24 protein-coding genes and 1 riboswitch are annotated in these 26584 nt (G+C 60.7%); of the genes, 17 read left to right on the top strand and 7 right to left on the bottom strand.

All coding sequences use genetic code 11. The features are described 5' to 3' along the window. Positions 1-245 precede the first annotated feature (245 nt). Positions 246-734 carry an EF-hand domain-containing protein gene (locus tag FHT29_RS34420; RefSeq protein WP_246703007.1) on the bottom strand — a complete coding sequence of 163 codons (489 nt, stop codon included), beginning with the start codon at positions 732-734 and terminating at the stop codon, positions 246-248. 826 nt (positions 735-1560) lie between these two features. Here FHT29_RS34420 and FHT29_RS07985 point away from each other — a divergent pair. Next, complete coding sequence (locus FHT29_RS07985) at positions 1561-2202, top strand: TetR family transcriptional regulator (protein WP_037192247.1); 642 nt, start codon at positions 1561-1563, stop codon at positions 2200-2202. Between the two features lie 130 nt (positions 2203-2332). On the opposite strand, the gene FHT29_RS07980 is transcribed toward FHT29_RS07985, so the two are convergent. Continuing rightward, complete coding sequence (locus FHT29_RS07980) at positions 2333-3424, bottom strand: porin (RefSeq protein WP_037192250.1); 1092 nt, start codon at positions 3422-3424, stop codon at positions 2333-2335. A 597-nt stretch (positions 3425-4021) separates the two neighbouring features. Between FHT29_RS07980 and FHT29_RS07975 the strand changes: the two genes are divergently transcribed. The 7 genes from FHT29_RS07975 to FHT29_RS07945 all read left to right on the top strand — a co-directional run bounded on the left by FHT29_RS07975 (position 4022) and on the right by FHT29_RS07945 (position 9977). Continuing rightward, positions 4022-4765, top strand: coding sequence for a hypothetical protein (locus tag FHT29_RS07975; protein WP_037192252.1), 744 nt, complete (start codon positions 4022-4024; stop codon positions 4763-4765). A 98-nt stretch (positions 4766-4863) separates the two neighbouring features. Beyond that, positions 4864-4995: riboswitch (TPP riboswitch) on the top strand. Between the two features lie 93 nt (positions 4996-5088). Further along, positions 5089-6915: a phosphomethylpyrimidine synthase ThiC gene (gene thiC, locus FHT29_RS07970; RefSeq protein ID WP_047555039.1), complete on the top strand. Its 1827-nt coding sequence runs from the start codon at positions 5089-5091 to the stop codon at positions 6913-6915. Between the two features lies 1 nt (position 6916). Then, on the top strand, positions 6917-7897 hold the full coding sequence (gene thiO, locus FHT29_RS07965; RefSeq protein WP_047638502.1) for a glycine oxidase ThiO: 981 nt from the start codon (positions 6917-6919) through the stop codon (positions 7895-7897). Next, a complete protein-coding gene (gene thiS, locus FHT29_RS07960) occupies positions 7888-8085 on the top strand; it encodes a sulfur carrier protein ThiS (protein ID WP_037192258.1) in 198 nt (65 codons plus the stop codon). The genes thiO and thiS overlap by 10 nt, the downstream gene beginning before the upstream one ends. A 3-nt stretch (positions 8086-8088) precedes the next feature. Further along, on the top strand, positions 8089-8862 hold the full coding sequence (locus FHT29_RS07955) for a thiazole synthase (RefSeq protein ID WP_047554777.1): 774 nt from the start codon (positions 8089-8091) through the stop codon (positions 8860-8862). Further along, positions 8859-9473, top strand: coding sequence for a thiamine phosphate synthase (locus FHT29_RS07950; RefSeq protein ID WP_112440366.1), 615 nt, complete (start codon positions 8859-8861; stop codon positions 9471-9473). Before FHT29_RS07955 ends, FHT29_RS07950 begins: the two co-directional genes overlap by 4 nt. 156 nt (positions 9474-9629) lie before the next feature. Beyond that, complete coding sequence (locus FHT29_RS07945; protein WP_037192265.1) at positions 9630-9977, top strand: hypothetical protein; 348 nt, start codon at positions 9630-9632, stop codon at positions 9975-9977. Positions 9978-10099: 122 nt separating this feature from the next. Here the strand turns inward: FHT29_RS07945 and FHT29_RS07940 are convergent, their stop codons facing one another. Then, positions 10100-10960: a DUF1989 domain-containing protein gene (locus FHT29_RS07940; protein WP_047638499.1), complete on the bottom strand. Its 861-nt coding sequence runs from the start codon at positions 10958-10960 to the stop codon at positions 10100-10102. A 145-nt stretch (positions 10961-11105) separates the two neighbouring features. Here FHT29_RS07940 and FHT29_RS07935 point away from each other — a divergent pair, with 145 nt between their 5' ends. Then, positions 11106-11990 (top strand): LysR substrate-binding domain-containing protein, encoded by an 885-nt coding sequence (locus FHT29_RS07935; RefSeq protein ID WP_037192269.1) that lies wholly within the window; start codon positions 11106-11108, stop codon positions 11988-11990. 51 nt (positions 11991-12041) lie between these two features. On the opposite strand, the gene FHT29_RS07930 is transcribed toward FHT29_RS07935, so the two are convergent. Both FHT29_RS07930 and FHT29_RS07925 read right to left on the bottom strand, forming a co-directional pair. Continuing rightward, positions 12042-13067: a LacI family DNA-binding transcriptional regulator gene (locus FHT29_RS07930; RefSeq protein ID WP_210255398.1), complete on the bottom strand. Its 1026-nt coding sequence runs from the start codon at positions 13065-13067 to the stop codon at positions 12042-12044. Positions 13068-13122: 55 nt separating this feature from the next. After that, complete coding sequence (locus FHT29_RS07925) at positions 13123-14007, bottom strand: LysR family transcriptional regulator (RefSeq protein ID WP_047638496.1); 885 nt, start codon at positions 14005-14007, stop codon at positions 13123-13125. A gap of 115 nt (positions 14008-14122) precedes the next feature. On the opposite strand from FHT29_RS07925, the gene FHT29_RS07920 reads away from it, so the two are divergent. Further along, complete coding sequence (locus FHT29_RS07920; RefSeq protein WP_037192273.1) at positions 14123-14308, top strand: 4-oxalocrotonate tautomerase; 186 nt, start codon at positions 14123-14125, stop codon at positions 14306-14308. A 46-nt stretch (positions 14309-14354) separates the two neighbouring features. Here the strand turns inward: FHT29_RS07920 and FHT29_RS07915 are convergent, their stop codons facing one another. Both FHT29_RS07915 and FHT29_RS07910 read right to left on the bottom strand, forming a co-directional pair. Continuing rightward, positions 14355-14621, bottom strand: a complete 267-nt coding sequence (locus FHT29_RS07915; RefSeq protein WP_037192275.1) for a hypothetical protein — start codon at positions 14619-14621, stop codon at positions 14355-14357. 141 nt (positions 14622-14762) lie between these two features. Beyond that, on the bottom strand, positions 14763-15224 hold the full coding sequence (locus FHT29_RS07910) for an Lrp/AsnC family transcriptional regulator (RefSeq protein ID WP_034506732.1): 462 nt from the start codon (positions 15222-15224) through the stop codon (positions 14763-14765). Between the two features lie 184 nt (positions 15225-15408). Between FHT29_RS07910 and putA the strand changes: the two genes are divergently transcribed. From putA to ugpC, 7 genes are all read left to right on the top strand, one after another. Further along, a complete protein-coding gene (gene putA, locus FHT29_RS07905; RefSeq protein ID WP_168599526.1) occupies positions 15409-19104 on the top strand; it encodes a trifunctional transcriptional regulator/proline dehydrogenase/L-glutamate gamma-semialdehyde dehydrogenase in 3696 nt (1231 codons plus the stop codon). 313 nt (positions 19105-19417) lie between these two features. Next, a complete protein-coding gene (locus FHT29_RS07900; RefSeq protein ID WP_348644857.1) occupies positions 19418-20374 on the top strand; it encodes a LacI family DNA-binding transcriptional regulator in 957 nt (318 codons plus the stop codon). A gap of 46 nt (positions 20375-20420) precedes the next feature. Next, positions 20421-21656, top strand: a complete 1236-nt coding sequence (locus FHT29_RS07895; RefSeq protein ID WP_047554765.1) for a sugar ABC transporter substrate-binding protein — start codon at positions 20421-20423, stop codon at positions 21654-21656. Positions 21657-21725: 69 nt separating this feature from the next. Further along, a complete protein-coding gene (locus tag FHT29_RS07890; RefSeq protein WP_037192280.1) occupies positions 21726-22643 on the top strand; it encodes a sugar ABC transporter permease in 918 nt (305 codons plus the stop codon). Continuing rightward, positions 22640-23503 (top strand): carbohydrate ABC transporter permease, encoded by an 864-nt coding sequence (locus FHT29_RS07885; protein WP_168599525.1) that lies wholly within the window; start codon positions 22640-22642, stop codon positions 23501-23503. The genes FHT29_RS07890 and FHT29_RS07885 overlap by 4 nt, the downstream gene beginning before the upstream one ends. Positions 23504-23529: 26 nt before the next feature. Continuing rightward, on the top strand, positions 23530-25458 hold the full coding sequence (locus FHT29_RS07880; protein ID WP_168599524.1) for a glycoside hydrolase family 127 protein: 1929 nt from the start codon (positions 23530-23532) through the stop codon (positions 25456-25458). 1 nt (position 25459) lies between these two features. Beyond that, positions 25460-26533 carry a sn-glycerol-3-phosphate ABC transporter ATP-binding protein UgpC gene (gene ugpC / locus FHT29_RS07875; RefSeq protein ID WP_168599523.1) on the top strand — a complete coding sequence of 358 codons (1074 nt, stop codon included), beginning with the start codon at positions 25460-25462 and terminating at the stop codon, positions 26531-26533. Positions 26534-26584: the final 51 nt, after the last annotated feature.

Raw genomic sequence — 26584 nt, 5'->3', positions numbered from 1 at the left:
TCTTTGCTTTTCCGTTTGCGAGCGCGGCACCTCTGTCGCGGGCAGCACTGAGAACAAGGCGGCTTTCCAGAGAATCGGAGATCGTGCGGCGTCAGGCCCTCGTCCATAAGAGGATGGGCTGCAGGAATGCCTCATTCATAGGGGAAGTTCTTTAAAAGCCGGCCCGCTTGGACAGGGAAGCCCCAACGTCTCTTGTTCAAGCGGGCGGCCCGTTCGCATGATCGGATGCGAAAGGTCACTTTCGATCAGAGGGACAGCAGTTCGTCCGTCTGCTCCTGGTCAGTGGACGCATAAAGGCCGCCGAAATCAGGCATCTGCGGCTGCTGTTGCGCCTTTATGGCCGATTCGAACTGGCTCTGCGTCAGCGATCCCGAACCGGAGGTATCGAGACTCTTGAATAGCGCTGTTGCCTGATCCTCGCTCACGTCGGACGGGCGAGTTGCAACGAACTCGGTTTCGCTGACACTGCCGTCGCCATTGGTATCCATGGAGGAGAACATGCTGGAGAGCTGGTCGTCACTCGACTGGCTGCCCTGAGGCGGCGGAGGAGGAGGCTGCTGGCCCGACTGCATGGCGCTTGCCAGCTGCGATTCGGTAAGCGAGCCGGTGTTCTTCGTGTCGAAGCTTTTGAACAACTGCGTTGCCTGGTCCTCGCTGACATCGGACAGACGAGCGGCAACGAATTCCGCCTCGCTGATATTGCCATCGCCATCGGTATCCATGGCGCCGATCATATCGCTTTGCTTGCTGCTCTGGCTGCTGGTCGCGGAAGACTGCTGAGTACTCGACGTCGCGCTGGTGGAATCACTCTCCGAGTCCGACCTGGAGCTGTCACTGCCGTTGCCAGACTGCAAGTTGAGGATGATATTCATCAGCTGGGCAACCAGCTGCTCGGCCGAAGCGATCTGAGATTGGTCGGTTGATGACGACGAGCTCGTGCCGGAAGAACTGCTGGATGAGCTACCGGACAGTATGGACGCGACCGAATCGTTCGATGAGGACGACGTCGACTGAGATGTCCGATATGGATAGTAATTATTTGATAGGACTGAGGTAATGCTCGTCATGGGGCCTCCGAATACGAGCGTTGAGAGGGACTTGAATGCTTTACGCGTACGCGACTTGAACAGGATGTCATGCCGGATCGCGTGACTGCGGCGGCCTGACTTCGACATCGATATGGGCGGATGGGATTGCCGAATGCTGGAGATCAAACTCGCCATGCCCCTGCGATCGGGCGAATGGGCCGTTTCCGAGGGTAATGAATTCAAGGATGTCCAAGGCGAGCGATCGCCATCATGGCGCTATCGGCATCTGCACATTTTTCGATTTTGCACTTCCCAACACGCCCAAACTGCACAAGGAAACTTGCGCGTGGCTTATAGGAGCTTGACGAATACGCCTCAGTACGTTTTCCTTCGTCGATTTTTAGGGAATATCTAAGCTTTGCTGCGTTGTGGCTGTTGCTGGTATAAGGGAGGACCAGTACCGAAACGGCGTTGATGGAGCGACATATAAAAAAGGGGCACAGCTTGAATATTGGCTTATGTGGAGAACCGAATGAGGCGCACTAAGGAGGAGGCGGCAGAAACCCGGAGCGAAATCCTACATTCCGCGAAGGCTCTGTTTCTCGACAAGGGATACGAAAATGTCAGCCTGGAGGAGATAGCCGCAGCAGCCGGTGTTACGCGGGGAGCGGTTCATTGGCATTTCAAGAACAAGCAGGGATTGATGTTCGCGATCCGGGATGAGGCACAGCAGCCATTCCAGGAGTTGGCCGAGCGGATGTCGAAGGAATTGCCGCCCAATCCGCTCGATCTTGTGGCGGATGCGATCGCAACGGTGTTCGAGGATATTCAGTACGATCCGCGCAAACGCAGCATGCTGAAGGTTATGATGCATCTCGACATGGCGTTCTGCGATGGAACCACGAACCGCGCGAGTTCCTTCCGGCACGATATGCACGAACACTTCGCGAGAATATTTACATTGATGGATGCGAACACGAAGCTACCCGCACCCTGGACGCCGGATACGGCTGCCTCCTCACTGACCGCCGTCATCGGCGGGTTGATCACGGAATGGACGCTCGACAGGGGCGATTTCCAGCTCGTCCCTTGCGGACAGATGTTTATCAAGATGGTATTGAAAACCTGGTTCCCGTCGGTCCAGACGCGCGGGATGGCGACATTGGCCCTTTAAATCAAGAAGGATCCGGAGGGAAAGCCGGATCCTTCCTCTTTGATCGGAGGTCAACCGATCAGTGTAAGAAGCCCGACGGATTGGAAACATCAGGCTTCTATTACCTGGCACGAGGCCAGGTAACTTAGGATTAGAAGCTGCGCTCGAAGCGCAGAATACCGGCCCACTGATCCTGGTTCACAGAATCGAAATCGGTATAGGAGACTTCCGGCTCGATAAGCAGGTTCTTGACCGGGTTGAACTTGAGGTTCGTGGTCGCAGCAAAGATCTTCGAGTCGGTGTAGGCGAGCTGGAGGTTCCACTTCAGCTTTTCGTTGATCGGAACGCCAACGCCGCCCCAAACTGCCCAGTCACCCCAGCCGCACTTCGACGGATCGTTAACGGGGCAAGCAGAACGATCAAGGTTAGTGCCGGCATACTTGTTGAGCTTGTCGCCGTCCGTGTTCCAGCCACCCATCAAGAAGGCCGAGAACATACCGAAGTCGGCATCGACGCGAGCCTTGACAGCGCCTTCTTCGACGATGGAGTCATAACCACCGACGACCTTGAAGCCCCATGCGCCAGACTTGAAGCCGGCACCGGCAACAACGTCGGGAGCGTAGTGGTTGGACTTGTCGTCCGTCCACCAGCTGGAGCCGTAGGAAGCGCCCGAGCCGCTGGAGTTGCTGTCTTCGACGGAGACCATAGCCGTGAAGCCGTTGCCTGCATCGTAGTTGTAGGTCAACTGGTTCAGTTCGTACGGGCCGTCATAGATCACGTCGTCGTTGATGACGTCGCCAGCATAACCAATGTAGGAGTTGTACTGCGAGTCGGCCTTACCGACGAGGAAGCCGCCGAGGCTGATGTTGGCAAACAGCAGCTTCGTGGAGGTGGAGTTGCCATCGCTCCAATCCCAACGGATAACCGTATTGGTCTTCAGCGGACCGTATTCGGTGTCGGTCGCGGTGTCGAGGCTGAGCTCGGCACGAGTGTGCCACAGCGTACCGACCTTGCTGTTCGGGTTGTAAGCATCGTACCATTCGCCTTCGGTACGGACACGGCCGCCGACCTTGAGGCAGGTTTCGGTGCCCGGAATGAAGAAGTAGCCAGCACCGTAGGCGTCGCAGATGCGAACGTATTCGAGCGGCTCCGGTTCAGCGGCAACGATAGCGTCGGCCGCATGAGCGCCGGATACTGCCGCCAGCGCAGCAGCCGAGCCGAGAAGAAGACTTTTCAGGTTCATATTAAACTCCTGGTTGTAATATGCATTTCTAGTTTTCCGCGAGTGCAGAGCTGGAATATCACCTCGAAAGCCGGTCGGTCTAAACGCGACCAAGTAGCCCGGCAAATACGCACCTGATGTTGGCTTGAGTCCCCTCTCACCTCCATAATTGATCTCGCGGCAACGGTCATGAAATGCCCCTACCGATCCGGCCGAATACTCGACCGTAAGACAGCTTATGTCCTGCATCCGATTTACAAACGGACAGTATGTTTGTCAATTATGTGAAACCGACCATAGCGTTAGTCTTGGCATCTGTTGCTTAAATGCAACTGCGGGCAGCGGGACAGGCGTGGACCATTCATTGATGGCGGAAAGGCGCGTTTTTGGGGCCGGCGGAAGTGCCCACGGCCGAGCGCGGCATCGACATCGGTGGCCAATCCGGAAGCCCCGCGACCTAACCCGCCATTTTCGCACGCCCCGGCAATCATCCCGGCTTCCGTCAACAACGTTCGGAAACTCTCCAGAAACAAAATTCAATAATTCGGTACACACAGAAATGTTGAATCTCCCTAGATTCTTGCGACTCGCGCGCTACCGGAAAGGGCCCAACAGCGAATGACCGAGAATCGGCTGATCTTCATAGCGACACCCTGTTTCGGCGGACTTGTTGCCAAGGATTATATGCAATCCATCTTTTCCCTGATGCAGGTCGGCGCGCAGGCCGGCATACAATTGACGCTTGCACTCCTCGGCAATGATGCGCTGATCACCCGCAGCCGCAACACGCTGGTATCCTCCTTCCTGAACGACACGGCGGCGACGCATATGCTGTTCATCGACGCGGACATCAGTTTCGAGCCCGAGCAGGTAATGCGGCTGCTGAATGCGGACAAGGATGTCGTCGCGGCCATGTACCCCATCAAGGATTACGACTGGGATAGTGCGGCGCGCGCAACCACGCGCACCGGCGAGTCACTCAATGCCGCAGCTCTGCATTATGTCGGCACGCCGCTGGTCGGCCAGAGCAGCGAACGCGATGGTGATTTTGTCAGTGCTATCTATGCGGGCACCGGCATGCTGCTCATCAAACGTGAAGTCATCAAGACGATGACCGCAGCCTATCCCGATCTGCGCTACAGCGCCATCCATGCCTATCCCGGCACCAAACGTTCGCCTGCGACTCAATACGCTCTCTTCGAATGCATGATCGAGGAAGGGACGGGCATTTATCTGAGCGAGGATTTCGCCTTCTGCCATCGCTGGCGGGCGCTTGGCGGCAAGATCTGGCTCGATACCGCCAGCAAGCTTACCCATACCGGCGCTCATCGCTTCGTTGGCAACACGGCGCCCCGCTACTAAGGCGGGTCTATGCCGGAGCGGCCGGAGGAAGATCACAGACAGCGACCGTGATCTTGGCTGCGGGGTTGACAGAGGTGGAGGGGAGAGCATAGCCTCCCGATATTCACCAGGGGGGTCCCGACAAGGGGCTGAGATACTGCTGGACAATACGGCTTTGCCTGTTGTGGCGCAGTGACCCGTTGAACCTGATCCAGTTCATACTGGCGTAGGGACGGTGCAAGCGCTCGAAGGCTTCGGATTCACGCGTGGAATCCACAGCCGGCGTCTTTTCATCATTCCGGCTGATTGACTGGGTCTCCAAATGCAACTTGGAGCCTCAAACCATGACCATTGCCGCAAAAAACCTCACCCCAACCGTCACCACCGGCCCGCTGCCGGCATCCCGGAAGATCTACATTCCGGGAGACATCCATTCCGACATCCGCGTGCCGATGCGCGAGATCAGCGTTCATCCGACGGCAGGCGAGCCGCCCGTCGTCGTCTACGATTCCTCCGGCCCCTATACTGTCGAGGGCGCCGAAATCCGCATCGAGCAGGGACTTGCCGGGCTCCGTCGTGACTGGGTGCTCGCTCGTGGCGATGTCGAAGCCTATGAGGGCCGCCATGTGCGCCCTGAGGACAACGGCTTCGTCAGTGCCGATCGGCTGACCCCCGAATTTCCCGGGCGCCGCCAGCCGCTGCGCGCCAGGGACGGCAAGGCTGTCACGCAGCTTGCCTATGCGCGGGCCGGCATCATCACCCCGGAGATGGAATTCATTGCCATTCGCGAAAATCTCGGCCGCAAGGCAAAGGCCGAAGCCTTGGTCCGCGACGGCGAGAGCTTCGGCGCGCATATTCCCGATCATGTAACGCCGGAATTCGTCCGGCAGGAAGTCGCCGCCGGACGGGCGATCATTCCCGCCAACATCAATCACCCGGAGGCAGAGCCGATGATCATCGGCCGGAACTTCCTGGTGAAGATCAATGCCAATATCGGCAACTCCGCCGTTACCTCCTCGATGGCGGAAGAGGTCGAGAAGATGGTCTGGGCCGCCCGCTGGGGTGCCGATACCGTCATGGATCTCTCCACCGGCCGCAACATCCACAATATCCGCGAGTGGATCATCCGCAATTCGCCGCTGCCGATCGGCACCGTGCCGCTCTATCAGGCGCTGGAGAAGGTCGAAGGAATTGCCGAGAACCTGACCTGGGAGGTCTATCGCGACACGTTGATCGAACAGGCCGAACAGGGCGTCGACTATTTCACCATCCATGCCGGCGTGCGGCTTCACTACATCCCGCTGACAGTCAATCGCGTCACCGGCATCGTCTCGCGCGGCGGCTCGATCATGGCCAAGTGGTGTCTCCATCATCACCGCGAGAGCTTCCTCTACGAGCATTTCGAGGAGATCTGCGATATCTGCCGCGCCTATGACGTCTCCTTCTCGCTGGGTGACGGCCTTCGCCCCGGCTCGATCGCCGATGCCAACGATGCGGCGCAATTTGCCGAGCTCGAGACGCTCGGTGAGCTGACGAAGATCGCCTGGGCCAAGGATTGCCAGGTGATGATCGAAGGGCCCGGCCATGTGCCGATGCACAAGATCAAGGAAAACATGGACAAGCAGCTCGCGGTCTGCGGCGAGGCGCCCTTCTACACGCTCGGGCCGCTGACGACCGATATCGCGCCGGGTTACGACCACATCACCTCTGGGATAGGCGCTGCCATGATCGGCTGGTTCGGCACGGCGATGCTCTGCTACGTCACGCCGAAAGAGCATCTCGGCCTGCCGGATCGCAACGACGTCAAGACCGGCGTCATCACCTACAAGATCGCCGCTCATGCCGCCGATCTCGCCAAGGGACATCCAGCGGCGCAACTGCGCGACGATGCCCTGTCGCGGGCGCGATTCGAATTCCGCTGGGAAGACCAGTTCAACCTTTCGCTCGATCCCGACACCGCCCGCAGCTTCCACGACGAGACCTTGCCGAAGGAAGCCCACAAGGTGGCGCATTTCTGCTCGATGTGCGGCCCGAAATTCTGCTCCATGCGGATCTCGCACGACATCCGCGCGGAGGCCCAGAAGGAGGGACTGGACGCGATGGCGGCAAAGTATCGCGAAGGCGGCGATCTCTACATGCCGATCGATAAGCCAGCGCATCCGGCCGAATGAGATGCGTATCCTTGTCAAAGGGGCCGGCGTCGCCGGCCTCACGGTCGCGCATGAATTGCGCGTTCGCGGCGCAGAAGTGACGATCTTCGACCCCCGCCCGAACTTCGATCATGCCGCTTCCTGGCTCGCCGGCGGCATGCTGGCGCCATGGTGCGAGCGGGAAAGCGCCGATGAGGCCGTGCTTACGCTCGGCCGCGATGCCGCCGACCGATGGGATGCGATCCTGCCGGGTAACGTCGTGCGCAACGGGACGCTCGTCGTCGCGCCGACGCGCGATCACGGCGAACTAAAGCGATTCGCCAGCCGCACGGCCGGCTATCGCTGGGTGGAGGAGAGCGATATCGCGACACTCGAGCCAGCCCTTGCCGGACGTTTCAGACAGGGGCTGTTCTTTCCTGAGGAAGCCCATCTCGATCCGCGTCGGGCGTTGCACTCGTTGAAAGAAGGATTGTTGGCGAAGGGCGTCGCCTTTACCTGTGACGATGTGAACGAGGACGAGTTCTCCGAGATCGTCGATTGCACGGGCGCCGCCCGTATCGGGCACACCCCGGATCTGCGCGGCGTACGCGGCGAAATGCTCTATCTGCGCACGGAAGAAATCGCGCTTGCCCGGCCTATCCGCCTGCTGCATCCACGCTTTCCCGTCTATATCGTTCCTCGCGGCAACGGCCTTTTCATGCTCGGCGCGACCATGATCGAGACCGAATTCGATGGACCGGTCAGCGCACGCTCGCTGATGGAACTGCTGAATGCTGCCTACGCGCTGCATCCTGCCTTTGCGGACGCCGCCGTCATCGAAACCGGCGCCGGTATCCGCCCCGCCTTCCCCGACAATCTTCCGCGCGTGACGCGGGAAGGCAAAGTCGTCGTGATCAATGGTTTCTATCGCCACGGTTTCCTGCTCGCGCCGGCAATGGCGGCGGAGGCTGCCGATCTCGTCCTTTCCGAACAGACAAAGCAAAGGAGCTCCCGATGCGCCTGATCATCAATGGCGAAGCCCAGACGATCGCCGCAGCCACACTTTCGCAACTTCTGGCTGCACTCGACTATGAGGGCGACTGGCTGGCGACCGCCGTCAACGGCGAAGTCGTCCATCGAGAGGACCGCGATGACCATGCATTGAACGACAACGACAGGATCGAGATCCTGACGCCAATGCAGGGAGGCTGAACCATGCTTGATCTTTATGGAACCCCAATAGAGTCACGCCTTCTTCTCGGCACCGCGCGTTATCCCTCGCCCATCGTCCTCGCAGAAGCGGTCAAGCGATCGGGGACAGGGATCCTCACCGTGTCGCTGCGCCGCGAAACGGCCGGCGGGCGCAATGGCGGCGCTTTCTTCGACATGATCCGTGAGCTCGGCACTCGCGTTCTTCCCAATACCGCCGGCTGTCATGGCGTATCCGAGGCCGTGCTGACGGCGAAGATGGCGCGCGAGGTGTTTCAGACCAACTGGATCAAGCTGGAGGTGATCGGCAACCACGACACGCTGCAGCCGGACGTGTTTGCGCTCGTCGAAGCAGCTCGCATTCTCTCCGGCGAAGGTTTCGAGGTCTTTCCCTACACGACGGACGATCTGGTGGTGGCCGAACGGCTGCTCGAAGCCGGATGCAAGGTGCTGATGCCCTGGTGCGCGCCGATCGGAACGGCGGCGGGACCGCTCAATCTTTCCGCCCTTCGCTCGATGCGGGCGCATTTCCCCGATATTCCATTGATCGTGGACGCCGGTATCGGCCGGCCCTCCCACGCTGCCATCGTCATGGAGCTCGGCTTCGATGCCGTGCTGCTGAACACAGCAGTTGCCGGCGCCGGCGATCCCGCTGCCATGGCGGAAGCCTTTGCGAAGGCGATCGATGCCGGCAGGCAAGCATTCGGCGCAGGCATGCTGGAGCCGCGCGACATGGCGGTGCCGTCGACGCCCGTGATCGGAAAGGCGGTTTTCGCATGACGCTCGATCCGTTCTACCTGATCGTCGATAGTGCCGCCTGGATCGAAAGGCTGGTGCCGCTCGGCGTCAAGCTGGTGCAACTGCGCATAAAGGATCGTCCGCCGGCGGAGATACGCGCCGACATCCGGCAGGCAAAGGCCGTCTGCGCGGCACATGGATGCCAATTGATCGTCAACGACTATTGGAAACTCGCCATCGAGGAAGGCTGCGATTTCATCCATCTGGGTCAAGAGGATCTGGCGGCGGCCGATCTTGGCGCGATCCGCGCGGCCGGCTTGAAACTGGGCCTTTCGACGCATGACGAGGCGGAGCTGGCGACAGCACTTGCGGCGCATCCCGATTACATCGCGCTCGGTCCGATCTATCCCACCGTGCTCAAGGCGATGGCCTGGGCGCCGCAAGGTCTGGAACGCATCGGCCAATGGAAGGCCAAATTGCGCGAGATCCCTCTTGTCGCGATCGGCGGGCTGACCGTCGCGCGCGTTGCCGGCGTATTCGAAAATGGCGCCGATAGCGCCGCCGTCGTCACCGACATCACACGCAATCCCGATCCCGAATCACGGACGCTCGAATGGATTAGGGCAACGCACGATCGCATTCCAACCAATTAATGCGGCGCGAGATCACAGCGCCGAGACCGGTTTTCAAAGGCTTAGCGCCGATGAACGGCGCATTCATAAAACATTCAGGTGAACATAATCATGCTTAGAACGTTAGATAAATGACTCGCGCATTCGCTGAGCATGAAGACTGCTTTGGAGGTAGTCATGATAAAGAAAACAATTCTTACGGTTTTGCTGGCCGCTACGGTCGTAGGCGGCGCACTCGCGCCCGTCAGCAACGCACAGGCGCAGTATTATGACGGGCGCCCGCCCTATCGGGGCGACTGGCGTGGACATGACGATTGGCGCCGCCATCATCACCATGGCAATGGTGGTGCAATCGCCGGCGGCGTCGCCGCAGGTCTCCTCGGCGGCCTGATCGTCGGTGGTGCACTTGCCAACCGCGGCCCGGTTTACGAGGCACCTCCGCCGAGATGCTGGCTGGAGAACCGCGAGGTTCAAAACCAGTATGACGACGGTTGGCACTACGAGCGCGTCCGCGTCTGCAATTAAGCAATCAACTGGGTATCGGCCTCCGGGCTGGTGCCGGGCTTGATAAACCAACTTGGATTGCCGGCGGCCGAAACCGCCGGCAAACTGTTTCTATAGCCTCACGACGCAAGCCGTTTGCAGACCTAAAGGCCATGTGTTCCCGAATAGGGGCTGCGCTCGGGAAAGGCGCGGCCGGCAAGACTTTCCGGTTCCGGCTGCCAGATTTCCACGCGAAGCGGATAACACGGCGCCAAATCGCTCGAATGGCCGCTGCCGCAATCGCCGCCCGGACAGGCCGATAGTGCGCCGAGAAGATCGATCTCCGCAAAGAATTCAATGAAATCGCCCGGACGCACCGGGCTCGCCTTCATAAAATATTGGTGCGTGTCGCGCGTAAAGCCCGTGCACATGAAGACGTTCAGCACGTCATGGACATGGGCCTCCGCCTCGCGGACAGGCATGTTCATTTCAGAGGCGAGCGCTCGTGACAGGTTTGAATGGCAGCAGTGGTGATAGTCGTCGCCTTTCAGCAGACGATTGGTATAGGGATCGCAGCGCGTACCAATGACATCGTGGATGCCGGCGCCATCGGCGTCCCAGCCATACCAGCCGAGCGTGTCATAGGTGATCGTCGCCATCGGCCGCAGATAGGGCAGAGTACTCCACAGCCGGTCGCCGACGCCGACATGCGTGGCATGAAGCGCGCGGGTCTTGCCGCTGAAGAAGCGTTCGGAGAGGTCGGCGGCGTTCCAGAGATTGAGGTCGCCGACCTGCGAACCCTCCGTGCTGACGATGCGAAAGAAATGCCCTTTCGGCACGCGGAAGCTGCCGGCTTCGCGCGGCGGCACGATGATTTCCGCGATCTTGCTCATGGTTCGCCTTGCGGCATGCAGCACATCCAGACCGGCCGGCGGCAGCGTTTCATTCGGATAGACGACAACCGGCGGCTTGCTGCGCCGTTCTTCGGCGTCGGAGGGAGCGGGCATGTCGATAATCCTGTGCATCACAATCCTTCATCCTTTACCGATTCACCTACCTGCTTCATTCCGCGAGCGAGGCAACGGTTTCGGCTGCACTCTAGCGAGATCAGCCCATTGCACAACGTCGATTGTCCTTGCGCTCTGGCTAAGTTTTACTTAGCCATAACCTATGCGTCATATCCCTCTCGCCTCCCTTCGCGCCTTAGAGGCGGCCGTGCGTCATGAGAGTTTCGTCAAGGCGGCCGCAGAGCTCAATCTGACGGCGGCCGGCGTCAGCCAGCATGTGCGGTCGATGGAGAACTGGCTCGGCGTTTCGCTGTTCATGCGTCATGCCCGCGGCGTGACGCTGACGGCAGCGGGCCGCGAATTCGGAGCGGCGGTGGCAAACGGCCTTGGACATATCGATATCGCCGCCAGGCAATTGAAGCTCGAGGCCCATGACCGGCCGGTCAGCGTCGCCTGCATCGCGTCCGTCGCCACCCGCTGGCTGATCCCGCAATTGCCGGCATTCAGGAGAGAGCATCCGGATATTCGCATCAACATCGTCTATGCGCTTGATGCAATGACGCCGGAGGCTGCAAGCGTCGATCTGCTGATCCGCCACGGGACGAGACCAGGAGCGGCCGCTATCGCGCTATTGAGCGGCGAGACGCGGCCGACCTGCTCGGCAGAGTTCGAGCTTCGTCATGGGCCAATCACGGCACCAACCGACCTGATCGACGCGGACCTTCTACATGACGAAACCACAAGCTCCTGGGCGCGCTGGTTCGCGCTTGCCGGTATCCGCGCGCCTCCGAAACCCGGACCAATCTTTGCCGATTTCAGCCTGATGATCGGATCGGTCATCGGTGGGCAGGGCATCGGCCTCTGCCCGACCGCGCTGATTACCGACGAGCTGGCCAATGGAACACTCGTCACGCTCTTCGACACACCTTCGGACATGGACAAATCCTATTGGCTCATCGAAGCCAACCGCCTTTCCGCTGAAGCAGAAATCTTTCGCGACTGGCTCATTGCAGTAAGCCCGACATCCCGAAACAGTCAGGGCACCTGAGGCTCGTGCACAACGGGGCAGCGAAGCGATCGACGAGGCGCCCTTGCCGTTTCAAAGGCTTTCCGCCGTGACGGTCAGAAAGCGTACCGGCTCGGCATCGATATCGGTATCGATCAGGCCGAGGCGCTTCAACGTCAGGTCGATGGCGCGGCGCGCCTGCACTTCCGGGGCCTGATCGAGAACGATCGTCATCAAGCCTTCCTTCAGGTAGCCGCGCGTCGCATCCGAAAGTTCATGGCCGACCCAGAAGACCGATTGCTTGCGGTGGCGGCGAAGAACCGTCGCGATTGCGGCGTTGTCGCCGCCGGCGCTGTAAAGACCGGCAATATCGGGATAGCGATCGAGGGCGCTGGACAAGAGCTCCATCGTCTTCATCTCGTCATCCTCGTCGAACATGACTTCGGCAAAGCAATGGGACGGGTTCGCATTCGCAAGCAGATAGTCGGAAAAGCCGCGGATGCGCGCCTTGTGGTTCTCATAGGCCCCGCTGTGACAGAGGGCGACGAAGGTGCCCGCGCACCCGGCCTGCATGCGCGCCATATAAAAGGCGGCGGTGCGTCCGGCCGCCTCGTTGTCGATGCCGACATAGGCAAGTTCCGGTGCCGGCCGCGTCATGATCTGCACGACAGGGATGCCGCCGGCGGCCGCCTTGCGGATGCTGCCGACCACATCGGGGTGATCGGGCGCGACGACGATGAGCGCCGAACGGCGGGCTTGCGGGGTGGCGATATGGCGTGAAAAATCGGCTGGGTCATTTTCACGCGCAAAGGTCCGCTGGATGAGAATATCCTTGTCGAGCAAGGCGGCGATGCGTTCGAAGGCGCGATTGAGCCTGGAGTAGAAATAGGTTTCCGGCCGAAGCAGCACAACTTCGATGCGCACCAGCCCGTGCCTTGTGCCGGCAGGCGGTGTGCGATAGCCAAGCCGCTTGGCTGCAATGAATATTTTCTCTGCCGTCTCAGGCAGCACATTGCCGCGCCCGTTCAGCGCTCGCTCCACCGTGGCAGCACCGACACCGGCAGCGGCAGCCACATCCTTCAGCGTAACTTTCGCCACGTCTCCCCCATCTTCTCCCATAGTCCATGATCAGATCTGATCATAGATTCGCAGCCGCCGAAAGAGGGCTTCGGCTTCAGCCAAAGCGGGCCACAAGGAAATCGATCGCGCTCCGCAACATCGCTGTGGGACGGCGATCCGGCGCATAGACCAGATGCATCGGTGTCGGCTTGTACGACCATTGCGGCAGCACAGGCTCCAGCCTTCCCGCATCGAGATCGGCGGCCAGGAGCAGCTCCGGCTGCAAGGCGATACCGGCGCCATGCAGGGCGGCGATGCGGAGAGCCGCCCCCTGGTTCGTGGTGAACCTGCTGCTGGTAGCGATCTCGCGCGTTTCGCCCCCGGGACCGACCAAATGCCATCGACCTTGGGTGCGCCAATAGGAATGGCCAAGGCACATATGGTTGGCGAGCTCCTCGGGCCTTTCCGGCCTGCCGCAGCGGTCGAGATAGTCGGGCGATGCCGCGAGAATCCGGCGATAGGGTTTTAGCGGGCGTGCGACCAGATTGGTATTCGTCAGGGCTCCGATATGAATGCCAAGTTCATAGCCCTCGCCGATCAAATCATGAGGGTTATTGTCGAGCGCCAGATCGACGCTGACTTCAAGATTCTGACGCAGGTACTCGACGAGAGCCGGGACGAGACTTTGGGTCCCGAAACTGACCGGCGCGACGAGCCGCAACCGGCCGCGCGGCGCCGATTGCAATTCCGACGCCGATGCCTCGGCCAGATCGACCTCCGTCAACACCGTCTTGCATCGCTCATAATAGAGCTTACCGACCTCGGTCAGCTGGTGGCGGCGCGTGGTGCGATGGAGCAATCGCGCGCCGAGGCGCTGTTCGATCGTCGTGATATGCTTGGCGACCATGGTGGCCGATACCTGGCTGGTCTCCGCCGCGGCTGCGAAGCTCCCATGCTCGACGACCCTGACGAACATCGCCATACCAGCCAACTTATCCACGATTACATACCTATAGGTTCGGAATGAAGCGAATGGCAGCGTATTTATCGATTTCTGGTTTTGCAAGATAGTCGGAGATGCCTAATCTCAGGCAATCTTCTATCAAGGAGCCGTCATGCCCATCTTGCGCTTGGAAATGCATCCCGGACGCACACAGGACCAGAAGCGTGCCTTCGTTCGCGAAGCGACCAAGGTCGTCGTCGAAACGCTCGTTTGCCCGCCGGAATCGGTGGAAATCATCATTACCGAGATTTCGAAGGAATCCTGGGCGACGGCGGGCAAACTGAAATCGGATGGCTGAGAAGATCCGATCCGATCATCATTGGGCCTGACGACCAAATCGGCCGTTAGGCCTCGTTCGTCGTCAAGCTGCGACGCCCCCAGCCCTCGGCCCAATCCATCAGACGGGCCAATTCCTGCTTGAGGGCATGCGAACGGATGATATCGGCGGCGTGGTCGATATTGGTGCGCGGATTGTAAAATGCGCCGATCTCCTCGCCGCTGTCCCGTCTTGCAGCCTCCAGGCGGGACTTTACTTCCTCCACTTCGGCCTTCACCGCAAAGTACCGCTTCATGACCTCAATGAGGTCGCGGTCGCTTGCATTCATTTCCATGCATACTCCACCTTACTAATTTTAGCCCTTCGCAATGATCCGATTCGAGTGGCGAAATCTAGATCCTTGTTTAGCCGGCGAGATGGTTGCGATGGATGAGGCAGGATCGCAGCGCGGCAAGCAGCGGAATTGCGGTGCGAACTACGACCAGTTTTCCTTGACCGACTGCATCACCACATTGGTCGATGTGCTCGCCACGAAAGGCAGGCTGGAAATCTTCTCGCCCAAGACGATACGGTAGCGACGAATATCTGATGTCCGCACTTTCAGAAGATAATCGAAGCGGCCGGCGATCATATGGCACTCCTCGATTTCCTTGATCTTCTTGACTGCATTGTTGAAGCTGAGCAAAGCTTGCTCGCGCGTATCCGTCAGCTTCACTTCGGCAAAGGCGACATGGTCGAGGCCGAGCTTGATTGGATTGAGCACCGCCTTGAAGCCATCGATATAGCCGGAATCGATCAGTTTCTTCAATCGTGCCTGGCAAGGGGTCTTGGAAAGACCGACCCGCTCGGAAAGCTCGGTGATCGACATGCGGCCGTCTTCGACCAGTGCATCGAGGATCTTTTGATCGAACTGGTCTATTTCACTGGATTTGATCATTTTTGCAGGCATTCCTATTTGAAATACGGGCTATTGAAGTCCAATATGACTAGAAAGCCGCAGTTTCAAGGCGGAACGCCTTTCCGGAATGAAGTATGTTTGCATCGAAGCAACGGGAGAGCTGCAGAAGGCGAAATCGCTCGCGCCTGCCAGGCTACCGGGACCCTTGCACCTTGAGGTTATCATGACTGTCACTGCCGCACTCGCCGCCGAAGAACCATCGCCAGACGCCGCCCCATTCGCGCAGTTCGCACCCCCTATCCAGCAGCAAAGCCCGCTTCGAAAGGCGATCACGGCCGCCTACCGCCGCCCGGAAACGGAATGCCTCCCTATGCTGGTCGAGGCGGCCACTTTGCCGGAGTCCGTCCGCGAGGCTGCGAAGAAGACGGCGAGGACACTGATCGAAGCGCTCCGCGCCAAGCACAAGGGCGATGGCGTCGAAGGCCTGGTGCATGAATATTCGCTATCGAGCCAGGAAGGCGTGGCGCTGATGTGCCTTGCCGAGGCGCTGTTGCGCATTCCCGATACCGCGACGCGTGACGCCCTGATCCGCGACAAGATTGCCGGGGGTAACTGGAAGTCGCATCTGGGCGGCGGTCGCTCCATTTTCGTCAATGCCGCGACCTGGGGCCTGGTGGTGACCGGCAAGCTCACGTCGACAGTCAACGACGGCGGGCTGTCGGCATCGCTGACGAGGCTGATCGCGCGCTGCGGCGAGCCTGTCATCCGGCGCGGCGTCGACATGGCCATGCGCATGATGGGCGAGCAATTCGTCACCGGCGAAACCATCGACGAGGCGCTGCGGCGCGCCCGCACACTGGAGGCGAAGGGCTTCCGCTACTCCTACGACATGCTCGGTGAAGCCGCGACGACGCATGCCGATGCCGAGCGCTATTATCGCGACTATGAAACCGCGATCCATGCGATCGGCAAGGCTTCGGCCGGCCGCGGCATTTACGAAGGGCCGGGCATCTCCATCAAGCTTTCAGCCCTGCATCCCCGCTATTCGCGCTCGCAGGCCGACAGGGTCATGGGCGAGCTGCTGCCGAAGGTGAAAGCGCTCGCCCTCCTCTCCAAGCGATACAATATCGGCTTGAATATCGATGCCGAAGAGGCCGACCGGCTGGAGCTATCGCTCGATCTGCTGGAGGCGCTTTGCCTTGATCCCGATCTTGCTGGCTGGGATGGAATGGGCTTCGTCGTGCAGGCCTATGGCAAGCGCTGCCCCTTCGTCCTCGATTTCATCATCGATCTCGCCCGCCGCTCAGGCCATCGGCTGATGGTCCGCCTCGTCAAGGGCGCCTATTGGGACGCCGAGATCAAGCGTGCCCAGCTGGATGGCCTCGAAGGCTTCCCGGTCTACACCCGCAAGGTCTACACCGACGTCTCCTACATCGCCTGCGCCAAGAAGCTGCTCGCGGCAACCGATGTAGTCTTCCCGCAATTCGCCACGCACAATGCGCAGACGCTGGCGACGATCTATCAGATGGCCGGAAACGATTTCTCCGTCGGCAAATATGAGTTCCAATGCCTGCATGGCATGGGTGAACCGCTCTATGAGGAAGTGGTCGGCGCCGAAAACCTCGGCCGCCCGTGCCGGATCTACGCGCCCGTCGGCACGCATGAAACGCTGCTCGCCTACCTTGTCCGGCGCCTGCTGGAAAACGGCGCCAACTCCTCCTTCGTCAACAAGATCGCCGATCCCGCCGTTCCCGTCTCCGAACTGATCGCCGATCCTGTCGAACGCGTGCGCGCAATGCCCATCATGGGCGCCCAGCACGACAAGATCGCCCTGCCCGCCGACCTGTTTGACGGTGCTCGAAAGAATTCTGTCGGCATAGATCTTTCAAACGAAGCGGCGCTTTCCGATCTGTCTATTGAACTGCACTCCTCCGCTGCCAGGGAATGGATTGCAAAGCCGTTGCTCGCTGATGGCTCTGAACGCGGCGAGAAGCGCCCAATCCTCAACCCCGCCGACCATTCCGATATCGTCGGTCAGGTTGCCGAGCTTAATCCTGAGGACGCGCACGAGGTGATGCGCCTTGCAGCCGGCGCTGCTGCCTCATGGGCCGCCGTCAGCCCGGATGCGCGGGCAACGATGCTGGAGCGTGCCGCCGAGCTGATGCAAGGCGAGATGCCGTTGCTTGTAGGCTTGGCGATCCGCGAGGCGGGCAAGTCGGCTGCGAACGCCGTCGGCGAAGTCCGGGAAGCCATCGACTTCCTTCGCTATTATGCCGCGCAAGCGCGCGAGGTGTTGAAGCCCGACAGCGTCCCGCTCGGTCCGGTCGTCTGCATCAGCCCCTGGAACTTCCCGCTGGCGATCTTCACCGGCCAGGTTGCTGCTGCACTGGTCGCCGGCAACCCGGTCGTCGCCAAGCCGGCCGGCAATACACCGCTGATTGCCGCCCAGGGTATTCGCATCCTGCACGAAGCCGGTATTCCGCACGACGTTCTTCAATTCGCGCCGGGCAGCGGCAGGATGGGCTCGGCTCTCGTCGGTGCGCCGGAGACTGCCGGCGTCATGTTCACCGGTTCGACTGAAGTCGCCCGGCTCATTCAGGCGCAGCTTTCCGAACGGCTGTCGAAATTCAACAAGCCGATCCCGCTGATCGCCGAGACCGGTGGCCAGAACGGCATGATCGTCGACTCCTCGGCGCTCGCCGAACAGGTGGTCGGCGATGTGATCGCTTCTGCCTTCGACAGCGCCGGACAGCGCTGCTCGGCTCTGCGCGTGCTGTGCCTGCAGGAGGAAATCGCAGATCGCACGCTGACCATGCTGCGAGGCGCGCTTCGCGAACTGTCCGTTGGCCGAACCGACAGGCTCGCCATCGATATCGGCCCTGTCATCGACGACAGCGCCAAGCGCGGCATCGATGAACATATCGAACGCATGCGCAAGCTCGGCTGCGCCGTCGAGCAACTCGACCTTCCCGCAAGTGCCGACAAGGGCACATTCGTCGCCCCGACGATCATCGAGCTGAAGAAGCTGAGCGACCTCAAGAAAGAGGTGTTCGGACCTGTCCTCCACATCATTCGCTACAAGCGCAAGGGGCTCGACAAGCTGATCGACGATGTCAATGCATCCGGCTACGGCCTGACTTTCGGCCTGCATACGCGGCTCGACGACATGATCGCCCATGTCACCGGGCGCGTGCGGGCGGGCAATCTCTATGTCAACCGCAACATCATCGGCGCCGTTGTCGGCGTCCAGCCCTTTGGCGGCCGCGGCCTTTCCGGCACGGGCCCGAAAGCGGGTGGACCTATGTATCTGCGCAGGCTCGTCGCCTCTTCGACAGAGCCGTTGCGCGACGCCACTGTACAAGTCGATCCGGCCGCCCAGGAATTTCTCGCTTGGCTCGAGAGCAAGGGAGCAGCAAAGCAGGCGCGCGCCGTCGCCGGCCAATCATCATTGGGCTTCAACGCCGAGCTGACAGGCCCCGTCGGCGAATTGAACCTCTATGCGCTGCATCCCCGCGGCAGGATCCTGCTTATTCCCCAGACCGCACTTGGCCTGCATGTCCAGATCGCCGCCGCGCTTGCGACTGGCAATTCGATCGCCATCGACGCTTTATCCGGCCTGCAGGACGAGCTTCAGAACTTGCCGGCCGCCGTCGCGAGCCGCATCTCCTGGACAAAGGACTGGGCTGCGGACGGACCTTTCGCCGGCGCGCTGATCGAAGGTAATGCCGAGCGCATCGCACAGGCCGTTAAGACCATCGCCACACTGCCCGGCCCGCTGGTGCTGACGCAGGGCGCCTCGAGCGAGGAAATCGCCAACAGCACGGACGCTTATTGCCTGAACTGGCTATTGGAAGAAGTGACGACCTCGATCAACACCGCCGCAGCCGGCGGCAATGCAAGCCTGATGACCATCGGATAACGTCTTTCGTAACCTTGATGCATGCGGCAGTCGAACCCTTGCCGAGGGTTGGCTGCCGCCTTTTTTATTGATCTGCCTTCGATCGTAAACCCTCCCAAACTCGCCCCGGCGCAATCGCCGCCACGCGCTCTTCTTGCGCCTCGAGCGCCATGAACCGCTGCGCTCAAAAATATTTGAGAAAAGCTTTTCTCATCTTGACTCTCATAATGAGAAAAGCTTTTCTCATGAAAAATCGAATGGGAGAAAACATCTGGAAAACCAGCGTGCGAGAAGCGGCCGGGCAACGATTCACGATGTTGCGGCGGCTGCGGGCGTGAGCATTTCCACGGCATCGAAAGCCCTGAACAATACCGGTCGCATGGGTGACGACACTCGCGAGCGGGTCAAACGCTTCGCCGCCGAGATCGGCTTTCGCCCGAACGCATTGGCAAAGGGACTGCTCAGCAATCGCACCTTCACGATCGGTCTTCTGACCAACGATACATATGGCCGCTTCACACTGCCTGTTATGGCCGGCATCACGGAAGCGCTCGTCGATCACGGGGTTTCGGTCTTCCTCTGCACGATCGAGGACGATCCGGCGCTCGGAAAGGTTCATGTGGACGCCATGCTGGACAAGCACGTCGACGGCATCATCGCCTCGGGAAAGCGCATCGACCGCCGCCTGCCGGTGGATCTTTCCGACCTGCCCGTGCCCGTCGTCTATGCCTTTACCGAGGGTGCGCCCGATAGCGTCACCTTCTGCGCCGATGACTTTCAGGGCGCGGCCCTTGCCGTCGAGTGGCTGAAGGGTCTTGGCCGCCACCGGATCGCCCATGTGACCGGCCCGGAGAGCTTCGTCTCGGTGCGCGAGCGTGCCCGGGCCTATCGCGAGCTTGCCGGCGACACGCTGCCGGTCATGTACGGCTCCTGGTCGGAGGCGTGGGGACATGAGGCAGTGGGGCAACTGTGGAGCACGGCCGGCGCAAAGCCGGATGGTATTTTTTGCGGCAACGACCAGATCGCCCGCGCGGTCGTGGATGCGCTGCGCGAGCGCAGCGTGCGGGTGCCGGAGGATGTCTCGGTGGTCGGTTTCGACAATTGGGAGATCGTCGCGGCGCAAACGCGGCCGCCGCTGACGACGGTCGACATGAATCTCAAGGCGCTCGGCAGAGAAGCCGGACTGACGGTTCTGGCGCTTGCGGAGGGACGCACCGTCGAACCGGGGATCAGAACATTGCCCTGCGAACTCGTCGTGCGGCAGTCGTGCGGGGGAGACCCCGATCTTTAATTGAGGAAAAAGGGGCGCACGGGAGTTGCCCCATGGGAGGAGAAACATGATGAAGCGCTTTCTGGCCGCAACCGGCCTCATATCCCTATGCCTTGCATCCGCCGCGTCCGCCGAAAACATCTCCATGTGGGTGCGCAGCGGCATCGGCGATTCCTTCAAGAAGGTCGTCGAAGCCTATAATGCCGGCCATGATGACAAGGTCGCGCTGACGGAAGTGCCGTTCTCGGAACTCGTGCAGAAATACGCAACCGCCATCGCCGGCGGCCAGGCCCCTGACGCGTTGTCGATGGACCTTATCTACACGCCGGCCTTTGCCGCCGCCGGCCAGCTCGCGGACCTGACCGATTGGGCCAAGAGCCTGCCCTACTTCAACTCGCTCTCGCCCTCACATGTGAAGCTCGGCACCTATGACGGCCATGTCTACGGCCTGCCGCTGTCGGTCGAGACCTCGGTCTTCGCCTGGAACAAGGATCTCTACAAGAAGGCCGGCCTCGACCCGGAAAAGGCGCCGGCCACCTGGGAGGAGATCGAGCAGAATGCCGAAAAGATCCGCGCGCTCGGTGGCGATACCTACGGCTTCTATTTCTCCGGCGGCGGTTGTGGCGGCTGCATGATCTTCACTTTCACCCCCCTCGTCTGGGGTGCGGGCGCCGACATTCTTTCGGCAGACGGCAAGACCGCCACGCTTGACACGCCGCAAATGCGCAAGGCGGTCGGCATCTACCGCGACATGGTCAAGAAGGATCTGGTGCCGGCGGGAGCCGCCAGCGACAACGGCGCCAATTTCCTCAGCATCAGCAACGGCAGGATCGGCCAGCAAAGCATCGGCGCCTTTTCGATCGGCACGCTGATCACGCAATATCCCGATATCCATTTCGGCGTGACGCTGATCCCCGGCGTCGACGGCAAGCCGTCTTCCTTTGCCGGCGGCGACAATTTCGTCATCTCCAAGGGTACCAAGAAGCTCGATGCGGTGAAAAAATTCCTCGAATACACCTATTCGCTCGAGGGACAGAAGATCATGGCGAAGTACGGCAGCCTGCCGACGCGTGGCGATATCGCCGATCAGGTGCTGCAAGGCCTCGATCCGCGCATGCAGGTGGGCCTAAAGGCCATATCGGTCGCCAAGACGCCCTATACGCTGCAGTTCAACGATCTGATCAACAGCGCCAACGGACCCTGGGCTGGCTTCACCAATGCCGCCATCTTCGGAAGCGACGTCGACGGCGCCTTTTCCAGCGCCCAATCGGAGATGCAGTCGATCATCGACAACGCCCAGTAACATAAACGCGTGAACACCTGGAAGCCTTGAGGCTTCCCGGTCCTTCCATCGCAACATCGGGAGCATTCCATGGCTGGTCCTGGAGCTACAGCAACCGCGCGGCTTCGCAAGCGGCGAAGGCGTGCCGGCTGGCACGGATTTCTCTACATCGCGCCGGCCATGGCGCTCGTCATCGTCTTCTTCATTCTGCCCGTCATCTTCACCGTCTGGATGAGCCTGCATAACTGGCCGCTGCTCGGCAATCCCCGCTGGATCGGCTTCGGCAACTATACGCGCATGGTCTCCGACATACGTTTCATGGCGGCGCTACGCTTTACCGCCTATTACACCGTCATCGTCACCATCGCGATTTTCGCCATAGCCTTTCCGCTGGCGCTCTATGTGGAGAAGCAGCGGCCTTTCGTCGGCTTCTACCGCACCATCATCTTCCTTCCCGTCGTTGTCGGGCTTGCGACGGCCTCGCTGCTCTGGGTCTGGCTCGCCAATGTCGACAGCGGCTTTTTCGCGCCGGTGGCGCTGGCGCTCGGTCTAGCCGACAAGAGGCCGAACCTGCTGGCCGACTTCGACATGGCCTTCGCCACGATCATCGTCATGGTCGTTTGGAAAATCGCCGGTTTCACCATGATCATCCTTCTCACCGGCCTGCAGGCAATCCCCTCCGAACTCACCGAAGCCGCCCGCATCGATGGCGCAAAACGCTGGCAGCGCTTCCGGCATCTGACCCTGCCGCTGATGCGCCGCACCATCGCGCTCGCGCTGATCATTTCCATCACCGGCTCGGTGCTCGCCTTCGACCAGTTCTACATCATGACCAGCGGCGGGCCGCAAAACCGAATGATTTCCGTTGTTTACTACATCTTCAACCAGTCCTTCGTGTCCTTCAATCTCGGCTATGGCGCCGCACTCTCCATCGCACTGCTCGTCATTCTCGTGCTGATCAGCATCGTCCAGCTCTGGCTGCTGCGCGTCGGGGAGGATCGGCCATGATCAGCGCAAAGGAGCGCCGCGCAAGGCGCAAGCTTTGGGGCGGTGTCGGCTATCACGGCATCGGCGTCATCATCGTCATCTTCTTCTTCGCACCCTTTGCGATCGCGCTCCTGTCTTCGTTCCGGCACGGTAGCGAGGCGAGCCTTCCGCCGCTGCCGCCCTGGCCGACGACGAGCTTCAGCTTCGATGCCTATCGCTCGCTCGATGGCTTCGGCGCCGGCATCGTGCAGCACACGCTGAATTCGCTCTTCGTCTCGCTCGGCACGGTGCTGCTGACCGTCATCGTCAGCCTGCTCGCCGGCTACGGCTTCTCGCGCTATCAATTCCCCTTCAAGGGTGCGCTGTTCATATTGGTCATCGCAACGCTGATGATCCCCTTTCAGTCGATCCTGACGCCGCTTTTTATCATCCTCGCGAAGCTCGGCCTCAACAATTCGCTGATCGGGCTGACGCTGGTCTACGTGACGCTGCAACTGCCCTTCTCGGTCTTCATGATGCGCAACGCCTTTGACGCGGTGCCTAAGGAAATCGAAGAGGCAGCCCGCATCGACGGCGCGCGTGACCTCAGGCTTCTCTTCCGCGTGCTGTTTCCGCTGGTGCTGCCGGGCGTGGCAACGGTTGCGATCTTCGCCTTCCTGAACGCCTGGAACGAGTTCCTGGCAGCGCTGATCCTTCTCTCCAGCAACGAGAAATTCACCCTGCCGGTGCTGATGATCGCCGTCAGGACCGGGCGCCTCGGCGCCGTCAATTGGGGGGCGGTCCAGGCCGGTATCGCTGTCATGACGATCCCCTGCGTCATCGTCTTCCTGCTTCTGCAACGCTACTACATGCGCGGCCTGATGGCCGGCGCGGTGAAATGATCCCTTCAAACAAACGGATGAAAGTCATGTCAGACAAGCAAAGCCGCCAGTTCCGCCCCCTGCCCGTTCCGAATGTCGAGCTCGCCGGTCTGTTCGGTGAACGCCAGGATGCAATCTGCAATTCGACCGCAGCCACCCTGCTCGACCGCTGCGTCGAGGCCGGCATGATCCGCGCTATCGATGTCGACCAGCCGAGCCCGGGCATCATCATTCCCTTACAGACATGGTCGGGCTCGACGCAGATGTTCTGGGACAGCGATCTCGGCAAATCGATCGAGACCATCGCCTATTCGCTCTACCGCCGGCCCAATCCGGAACTGGAGGGGCGCGCGGACGCCATCATCGACATGTATGGCAAGATGCAGGACGAGGACGGCTATCTGAATGCCTGGTTCCAGCGCGTCCAGCCCGGTCGCCGCTGGACCAATCTGCGCGATCATCACGAGCTCTATTGCGCCGGCCATCTGATCGAAGCGGCCGTCGCCTATTATCAGGCGACGGGCAAGCGCAAGCTGCTCGACATCATGAGCCGCTTTGCCGACTACATGCTCACGGTCTTCGGCCACGGCGAAGGGCAGCTGCGCGGTTATTGCGGCCATGAGGAGGTGGAGCTCGCGCTCGTCAAGCTCGCCCGCGTTACGGCTGAGAAGAAGTATCTCGATCTTGCCAAATACTTCATCGACGAGCGCGGTCAGGAACCGCATTTCTTCACCGAGGAAGCGCTGCGTGACGGGCGCGACCCCAAGAAATTCGTGCAGAAGACCTATGAGTACAATCAGGCCCATCAGCCGGTTCGCAACCAGACCAAGGTTGTGGGGCATGCCGTGCGCGCCATGTATCTCTATTCCGGCATGGCCGATATCGCCACGGAGTATAACGACGACACGCTGACCTCGGCGCTGGAAACGCTGTGGGACGATCTGACGACCAAGCAGATGTATGTGACCGGCGGCATCGGGCCTGCCGCCTCCAACGAAGGCTTTACCGACTATTACGACCTGCCGAACGAGAGCGCCTATGCCGAGACCTGCGCCTCTGTCGGCCTCGTCTTCTGGGCCAACCGCATGCTCGGGCGCGGCCCGAACCGCCGCTATGCAGACATCATGGAGCAGGCGCTCTATAACGGCGCGATGGCCGGATTGTCGCTCGACGGCAAGACCTTCTTCTATGAAAACCCGCTGGAGAGCGCCGGCAAGCATCATCGCTGGACCTGGCATCATTGCCCCTGCTGCCCGCCCAACATCGCCCGCCTGCTCGCTTCGGTCGGCTCCTACATGTATGCCGCCGCAGACAACGAGATCGCAGTGCATCTCTATGGCGAGAGCAAGGCCCGCGTGCCGCTGGCGAGCGGCGTGACAGCGACGCTTGTCCAGACGACGCGCTATCCTTGGGATGGGGCCATCCATTTCGAGGTCAACCCCGATCGCAACGCAGATTTCGCACTGTCGCTACGCATACCGGAGTGGGCCGAAGGCGCAACGCTTGCCGTCAACGGCAAGTCCGTCGATCTCCCGGCCGTTACCATCGACGGCTATGCCCGTATCGAACGCGAATGGCAGGCGGGCGACAAGGTCGACCTCAACATTCCGCTGATCCCGCGTACCCTGTTCGCCAATCCGAGGGTTCGCCAGGATGCCGGGCGCGCTGCCCTGATGCGCGGCCCGCTCGTCTATTGCGTCGAGACCACGGATAACGGTCACGATCTCAACGGCATTTCGCTCGCCGGCGATCCGGCATCCGCAAAGACGGCGGAAATCGCCGCCCTCGAAGGCGCCGTTGCGCTCGATATTCCGGTCACGCGTGATGAGGCTGACTGGGGATCGGATCTTTATCGGACGACACCGCCGAAGAGCCGCGCCGCCACTGCGCGCTTCGTTCCCTATCATCTCTGGGACAATCGTGAGCCGGGCGAAATGCTGGTCTGGATCCGCGCCGGTCAGAGCCATGGGGCCTGACATGACAAAGAACGGCATGAGGCTCACCGGCGTCCGCAAGAGCTTCGGCGGGCTGGCGGTCATTCACGGCATCGATCTCGATGTGCCGGAGGGCGCCTTCGTGGTCTTCGTCGGACCGTCCGGCTGCGGCAAGTCCACCCTGCTGCGGATGATTGCCGGGCTGGAGGAAGTCACCGACGGCGAGATCGCCATCAAGGGTCGCGATGTCACCGATCTCGATCCCTCCGAGCGCGGCATCGCCATGGTTTTCCAGTCCTACGCGCTCTATCCGCATATGAGCGTGCGCGACAATCTCGGTTTCGGGCTGAAAATGGCCCGGGCCGATGCGGCCGAGAGCGAACAGCGGGTGGGCTCCGCCGCCGCGATCCTCAAGATCGATCATCTGCTCGATCGACGTCCGGGCCAGCTCTCGGGCGGCCAGCGCCAGCGCGTCGCCATTGGCCGGGCGATCGTGCGCAAGCCGGAGGTCTTCCTGTTCGATGAACCGCTGTCCAATCTCGATGCCGAACTGCGGGTATCCATGCGCATCGAGATTGCCCGGCTGCACCGCGAGCTCGGCAATACGATGATCTATGTTACCCACGATCAGACCGAGGCCATGACGCTCGCCGACAAGATCGTCGTCTTGAAGGACGGCCGGATCGAACAGGTGGGCAGTCCGCGCGAGATCTATGAGGATCCCGCCAACAGCTTCGTCGCCGGCTTCATCGGTTCGCCACGCATGAACATGATCGAAGCCATATGGTCTGGCGAAGGGATGGCGAAGGTCGGCAACGGCAACATCAAGGTCGATCTCGCACAGCACAGGCCGGCGCCCGGCGAAAGCCTGCTGCTCGGCATGCGCCCGGAACATTTGATCGTGGCATCCGATCGGGAGGATGCCGTACGGGTCACGGTCGACGTCACCGAATATCTGGGCGGCACCCGCTATCTCTATTGCCAGACGGAAGATGGCCAATCACTGATCGCCGAATATCGTGAAGGGCCTGATATCGAGCGCGGCGATACGCTCTATCTGCGCTGCCCACCCGAGCGGCGGCGCTATTTCGACAAGCAGGGCGGGCGACTTCGCTAAGCCGCATATTTCCATCGCATCGGCACGCTAATCATTTGACGAACAAGGATG

Origin of the sequence: Rhizobium sp. SG741 (assembly GCF_012275435.1) — a bacterium.
In the GTDB taxonomy this organism is placed as follows: domain Bacteria; phylum Pseudomonadota; class Alphaproteobacteria; order Rhizobiales; family Rhizobiaceae; genus Rhizobium; species Rhizobium lusitanum.
Note: the sequence above shows the minus strand (reverse complement) of the source record. Positions and strands in the feature narration are given on the sequence as shown.